Here is a 5,363-nt window from a genome sequence, read left to right on the forward strand (position 1 = left end):
CCGTACGACGGCACCACGGCACCACGGCACCACCGCTCGGTAAACGCTTCCCGCCGGGCGCGGGGCACGGCGGGAAGCGTTTACCGAGCGGTGGTGCCGTGGTGCCGTGGTGCCGTCGTACGGTGGTCCGGTCGAACGGTGGTGCCGTCGTACGGTGGTGCGGTCCTACGGTGCTGCGGCCGGACCGGTTGCCGGTGGTGCGCCCGTCCCCCCTTACACGGGGAGTTCGGGCATCTGCGGGTGGGCGCAGGAGGACGAGCCGCAGGAACAGGAGCTGCCCCCGTTGGACGCGCCGCCCTCGGGCAGCGCGACCGTGTCCCGCATGGAGGTCACGGTGAGTTCACCGAGGTCGAGGTCGTCGAGGTCGTAGCCGGAGGACTGCGTGCTGTCGGTCATGGGTTCCTCTCGTGTATGGGGTCAGGCCTCGGGGGCGAACGAGGCGTGCGGCTGGGCGCAGGACGAGGAACCCTGGCAGGAGCAGGAGCCCCAGGACGCCCCTCCCTCGGGCAGTGCGGCGGTGTCCCGCATGGAGGTGACGGTGAGGTCGCCGAGGTCGAGTTCCAGGTCGTGGAGTTCGGTCTCGGGGGTACGTGCGGTGTCGGACATGTGTGTCTCCCGGGATGTGGAAGCGGATAGCCGAAGGTGCACTGAGCGTCCGTGGACCGGATCGTCCGGAAAAGCATGGCGAGGTCGTCCGGACGGCAGCAAGCGCGTGGGGCTTCTGCTCGCTACCTCGGCAAGTCCGGTTCGACTTGGTCACGTCGCTGACGGCCGAAACCGGCCACGGGTATTACGGCCGGTGTTGCGGCCGTTCCCCAGTTTTCCCGGGGCCGCTCGAGCCCCGCCGGAGCGTAAGCGGCCGCATTTCCCGGCGGGGCGCGGAAATTGCGGTGCACGGCCTGAATTCAGCCAATTCCATGGGCATTTATCGGCAACGGGGGGTGGGGGCCATCGCGGGGTCGTGCCGCTGCTTCCGGCACGTACGGAGGGGCCGTCCGGCGCCGTCCTGGCCACAGCGGCCCTGTCTCTGACAGCGCCTCAGGGCACGGCGGCGGCTCAGGGTCCGTGAGTTCCCGCATCCCGACGAGGTGATCCCCGCAAACTCCAGGGCGATGGGCCGAAGACCGCCCTAACCCGAGGTGGAGGCTCGTTCCGCGCGGCTCAGGTCGCGGTAGCGGTCGAATGCCTCGCGCGCGTCTGGAATGAAATCCTGCTGCCGCACAAGGGATTCGAGTTCCGTCTCGGTGAGCCAGCCGTGCCAGGCGACTTCCTCGGCCCTCGGCCGCACGGGCGAGGTGATGACGGCCTCGTGCAGTCCGAGCCAGTAGGGGCTGATCTCGCCCGCGCACAGGAATGTGAGCACGAAGCGCGGGGCGGCGTGAACGCCCAGTTCCTCCGACAGCTCCCGGGCTGCCGCCTTTTCGTACGACTCGCCTACGGCAGCGGCACCGCCGAGCATCCAGTTGTACCGGCCCGGAAAGCGGGACGAGTCGTCCGGGCGGCGGTGGACCAGGAATCGTCCCTCTTCGTCGCGGCACACGATCGTGGCGATGCGGTGCAGCCAGCCCTGACGGATCGCCTCGGCCCGGTCGACGACTCCCAGCACCTGGTCCTGCTCGTCAACGTGGTCGACCAGTTCACCCATGGGGATCACGATGCCAGAGGTGCGCGCGGCGGAGCCAGCGGATGGTCACGCTCTCTCGCGCCGCCCGCACTCGGGAGCTCGTGGACCCGGGGGCGGATCCGGCCGGAAAGGGACGTGCCCCGGGAACAGCCGTACTGGCTGGTCCCGGGGCACGGTCGTGAGGGCTCGGCCCGCCGGGCGGATCAGTACTCGTAGAGACCGAACATGTCGACCACCATGTCGGTGGGCTGCCAGCTGCGGTTCCAGAGGTCGATGACGCCGTGCTTGCCCGTGCTCGCCTGGACCAGGTTCGGGACGGTCGCGCCCTTCGTCCAGTTCAGGTTGGAGGAGTTGGGCGGTGTGGGCCTGATCTGGGTCCTGCTGATGTACTGGGCCCAGGTGTTCGAGTCCGGTGCGACCGTGAGGTGGCCGTCGCCCTGGGTGTTGGTGACGGTCGCGTTCAGGACGTAGCCCGTGACCCACGGCTTGCCGTCCCCGAGCGGCAGGTAGCTGTAGTCCTGGCCCGGCACCGGGGACCAGTCGCGCGAGTCGTACAGCCGCGTGGGCTTGACGGGCAGGTAGGCGGCCTTGCTGTCGGGGCTGTAGTAGCCGACGACGTCCACGATCACGTCGGCCGGGTCCCAGGAGCCGTTGCGGACGTTGATCCTGCCGTCGGAGCCCACCGGGACGATCACCGAGTTGGCGATCGTCTGGCCCGGCGTGAAGTTCACGTTCGACGTGGAGGGGGCCTGCTGCCCGCTCGGGAAGAGCGTCAGGTGGCCGGCGTTCCGCGGGTTGGTGACCGTGACGTTGAGGGCTACGGCGGTGACGCCCCAGGACGGAACGCCGGCCTTGCCGGCGATCTGGACGGGGAACGTGCTCTGCCCGGCGACCTGGCCCCACGAGGTGCCGAGGCCCTCGCGGCTGTCGACGATGCGGGCCGGGTCCAGCGAGGTGTAGCCGCTGGCGTTGGTGCGGGTGAAGTAGCCGGTGACGTCCGCGATCAGGTCCACGTCGCCGTAGCTGCGGTTGACGAGCTCCACGTAGCCGTCCGCGCCGACCGGCACGATCGTCATGTTCGGCACGGTCTGCCCCGCGACGAAGTTGACGTTCGAGGTGTTCGGCTGCTCCGTGCCCGACGGGTAGGCCGTGATGTGGCCGCCGGAACGGGCGTTGGTGACGGTCAGGTTGAGGGCCACCGCGGTCGCGTCGGCCGGAATGCCGCTGTTGCCGCCGATCTTCACACGGGCCGTGCCGTACGGGAGGACCGGGCCGGCGGCGGCGCCGGTGCCGTCGCGGGTGTCCAGCAGCCGGGTCGGGCCGTGCGGGGTGAACTTCGAACCGTACGCCTGGACGTCCACGCTGTTGGTGGCGGTCACGTTGTTGTTCAGGTCGGTCAGGGTGACCGTGACCTTGTGGGTCCCGAGCTCGGAGAACTTGTGGTGCGACTTGAGGAGCTTGGCGTTGGTGGTGTGGGCGGTCTCGGTCTGACCGTCACCCCAGTTGATCTCGACCCGGATCGAGGACTCGACGCTGGTGCTGATCTGGGACGCCAGGCTGATGCCGTGCGCGGTGGTGCCCGAAGCGAGCAGGTCGACGGCGAGGCCCGGGTTGTCCTTCGCGGCTCCGGCGGCCTGCGGAGCGGCGGCCGCCTTGCCGTTCTTGCCCGCATCGGCGGGAGCGGTGGTGGCCTTGCGCACGGTGCGCTCGGCGGGGCTGTGGAAGACGGCGGAACCCGCCGCCGCGGCCTTCGCCGAATCGATCTTGGCGGCCACGCTGCCGGCACGGTCCGCAGGCTGGTCTGAGGCCTGGGCCACGTTCGGTACGAAGCCGATGGCTGCCGCGACGACGGCAGCCGAAATCATGACGCGGTGACGCTGCACCGGTCCCCCCTTATTTTTGAACCAGTTCAGAAAGTGAAGCGCGTTCAGCATACACATACCGGTGATCGATACGAACATATTTTCGGATCTTACGAACGCCCTGTCGCCGAGGACGTCAGGGGATTCCCGGCGGTTGCACCTGGCATGATCGAATCGTCGGCGGCACACGGATCGCGTCCGGCACGGAGGCGGGGCGGGAGTGGCCAGACGCGGAGGGCCCTGAGGGCGGGAACGCGGGAGGTTCCGCAGCGGCCGGTGCCCGGCCGGTGTGTAGCGAGAGTGCTGCCAGGACTCTGAGTCATGTCCGCGATCGCGCGGAACTCGGTGGCGTTCGGCGTGGAGATAGGGAAGGCTCGCGGGCATGGTCTCGGTATTGCAGAACGTGGCGATCGACTGTGCGGACGCCTACGAGTTGGCCCGGTTCTGGAGCAGTGTGACAGGCCGTCCGCTGCATCCGGAGGTCAAACCGGGTGACCGGGAGACTCAGGTGCTGCTGGCGGAGGGCCCGGTGCTGTACTTCAACCAGGTCCCCGAGCCCAAGACGATCAAGAACCGGATCCATCTGTGCCTGCGTCCTGAGACCTCACGCGATCCGGAGGTGGACCGGCTGTTGGGCCTCGGCGCCACCTTTGTCAGCGATCACCGGAATCCCGATGGTTCAGGCTGGGCCGTCCTTGCCGATCCAGAAGGCAACGAATTCTGCGTTCTGCGCAGCGAGTCCGATCGGGCCGCCGTGCATTCCTGACGGCCACGCGCCGCCCTGGCCCCGCCGGAAACGGTGCCGATGGCTCGTGGTTCAGGGTGGCCGACCATGTACGGGCACCCCGTCAGCCGCCTGCCTCCCGGAGCAGGACTGCGGCCCCGGAGGCGGCCTTCTCCTACGCGCGGGCGGGTCAGGCGACCAGCTCATAGATGCCTCGGGCCGTCAGCCAGAGGCCGACGAGCAGGGAGAGCGTGACGATCAGCTGCTCCTGATGCTGCTCGAGCCACACCCGCAGGGCGTTCAACCTGGCACGCGCAGCCGCGGGCGCCCGGACCGTGTACATCTCCATGGCGATGAGGCCGAGCGTGGCCAGCAGGCAGTAGCCGGTCAGTGCGAGCCAGTCGGTGAGGGAGGAAAGGTCCGCGGCGACGACCGTCGCGGCTCCGGCACCGACCAGCGCCCAAGGCTGCAGCAGCCAGGCCAGCCCGGCTGCCGTGCCCAGCGAGGCGCTGTCCACCCGAGCGGTCCAGCGCGGCGGGCCGTGCGGGCGGGGCGGCCGACGGCGCCGGTGCGCGCCGTACATGACCAGCCCGACGCCGATGGCGAGTTTCGCACACGCCGCGGCGGTCGACGGTGCGGCGTGGCGGGCCGGGGGCTCACCACCGGTCAGCAGCACCACACACGCGATCACCACAACCAGGTTGGCGAGCCACGACAACAGGAACGCCAGGCCCTTGCGGACGCCACGCTGCGAGGAGAGCAGCAGGATGAAGGCGCTGTTGTGCAGAGGCCCCAGGGTGATGGCCGTACCGATCACGACCAGGTCGAGGACCATCAGCGCAGTCACTCCCGGAGGCCGAGGCCGTCTGCCGCCTTCGGACGGGTGGACCGGAGACGGGGTCGGGCGGCGCCGTCACGACACCGCGTTCCGACTCTGCGGGTGACGGCCCGACCGGTCAAGCAGGCCACGCGCACGTCCCCGAATGCCGCACCACGAGGGGCAGGAGGTTCGCCGCGCCACCCCCGTCAGCGGCGAACGGGTCCACTTCACCGCCGGCCCCCACCCCCCGCAACGTGACCCTTAAACCCATCTGACGCCGCCCAGCCACAAAAAGCGGAAACTTCAAAGCCTCATCTAACAACAAAAAAAAAA

General features: G+C 69.2%; 6 protein-coding genes. 1 reads left to right on the forward strand and 5 read right to left on the reverse strand.

Translation table 11 applies throughout. The annotated features are described in order from the left end of the window. Window positions 1–213: 213 nt before the first annotated feature. From PV721_RS40895 to PV721_RS40910, 4 genes are all read right to left on the reverse strand, one after another. Window positions 214–396, reverse strand: a complete 183-nt coding sequence (locus tag PV721_RS40895) for a thiazolylpeptide-type bacteriocin (protein WP_319733590.1) — start codon at window positions 394–396, stop codon at window positions 214–216. Between the two features lie 21 nt (window positions 397–417). Next, a complete protein-coding gene (locus tag PV721_RS40900; protein ID WP_319733592.1) occupies window positions 418–606 on the reverse strand; it encodes a thiazolylpeptide-type bacteriocin in 189 nt (62 codons plus the stop codon). A 523-nt stretch (window positions 607–1,129) separates the two neighbouring features. After that, the gene (locus tag PV721_RS40905) at window positions 1,130–1,645 is read right to left on the reverse strand and encodes an NUDIX hydrolase (protein ID WP_319733594.1); all 516 of its coding nucleotides are present in this window, start codon (window positions 1,643–1,645) and stop codon (window positions 1,130–1,132) included. A gap of 182 nt (window positions 1,646–1,827) precedes the next feature. Continuing rightward, window positions 1,828–3,489, reverse strand: a complete 1,662-nt coding sequence (locus PV721_RS40910) for a hypothetical protein (RefSeq protein ID WP_319733596.1) — start codon at window positions 3,487–3,489, stop codon at window positions 1,828–1,830. Window positions 3,490–3,868: 379 nt separating this feature from the next. On the opposite strand from PV721_RS40910, the gene PV721_RS40915 reads away from it, so the two are divergent. Further along, window positions 3,869–4,252 (forward strand): VOC family protein, encoded by a 384-nt coding sequence (locus PV721_RS40915; protein ID WP_319733598.1) that lies wholly within the window; start codon window positions 3,869–3,871, stop codon window positions 4,250–4,252. 148 nt (window positions 4,253–4,400) lie between these two features. Here the strand turns inward: PV721_RS40915 and PV721_RS40920 are convergent, their stop codons facing one another. Further along, window positions 4,401–5,045 carry a GAP family protein gene (locus PV721_RS40920; protein ID WP_319733600.1) on the reverse strand — a complete coding sequence of 215 codons (645 nt, stop codon included), beginning with the start codon at window positions 5,043–5,045 and terminating at the stop codon, window positions 4,401–4,403. Window positions 5,046–5,363 lie beyond the last annotated feature (318 nt).

The organism is Streptomyces sp. MB09-01 (assembly GCF_033794505.1).
Classification (GTDB): domain Bacteria; phylum Actinomycetota; class Actinomycetes; order Streptomycetales; family Streptomycetaceae; genus Streptomyces.

Excerpts from the sequence above, each read along its gene's own strand:
- PV721_RS40910 (WP_319733596.1), bottom strand. The coding sequence starts at position 3,489 with ATGATTTCGGCTGCCGTCGTCGCGGCAGCCATCGGCTTCGTACCGAAC.
- PV721_RS40915 (WP_319733598.1), top strand. The coding sequence starts at position 3,869 with ATGGTCTCGGTATTGCAGAACGTGGCGATCGACTGTGCGGACGCCTAC.
- PV721_RS40920 (WP_319733600.1), bottom strand. The coding sequence starts at position 5,045 with ATGGTCCTCGACCTGGTCGTGATCGGTACGGCCATCACCCTGGGGCCT.
- PV721_RS40900 (WP_319733592.1), bottom strand. The coding sequence starts at position 606 with ATGTCCGACACCGCACGTACCCCCGAGACCGAACTCCACGACCTGGAA.
- PV721_RS40895 (WP_319733590.1), bottom strand. The coding sequence starts at position 396 with ATGACCGACAGCACGCAGTCCTCCGGCTACGACCTCGACGACCTCGAC.
- PV721_RS40905 (WP_319733594.1), bottom strand. The coding sequence starts at position 1,645 with ATGGGTGAACTGGTCGACCACGTTGACGAGCAGGACCAGGTGCTGGGA.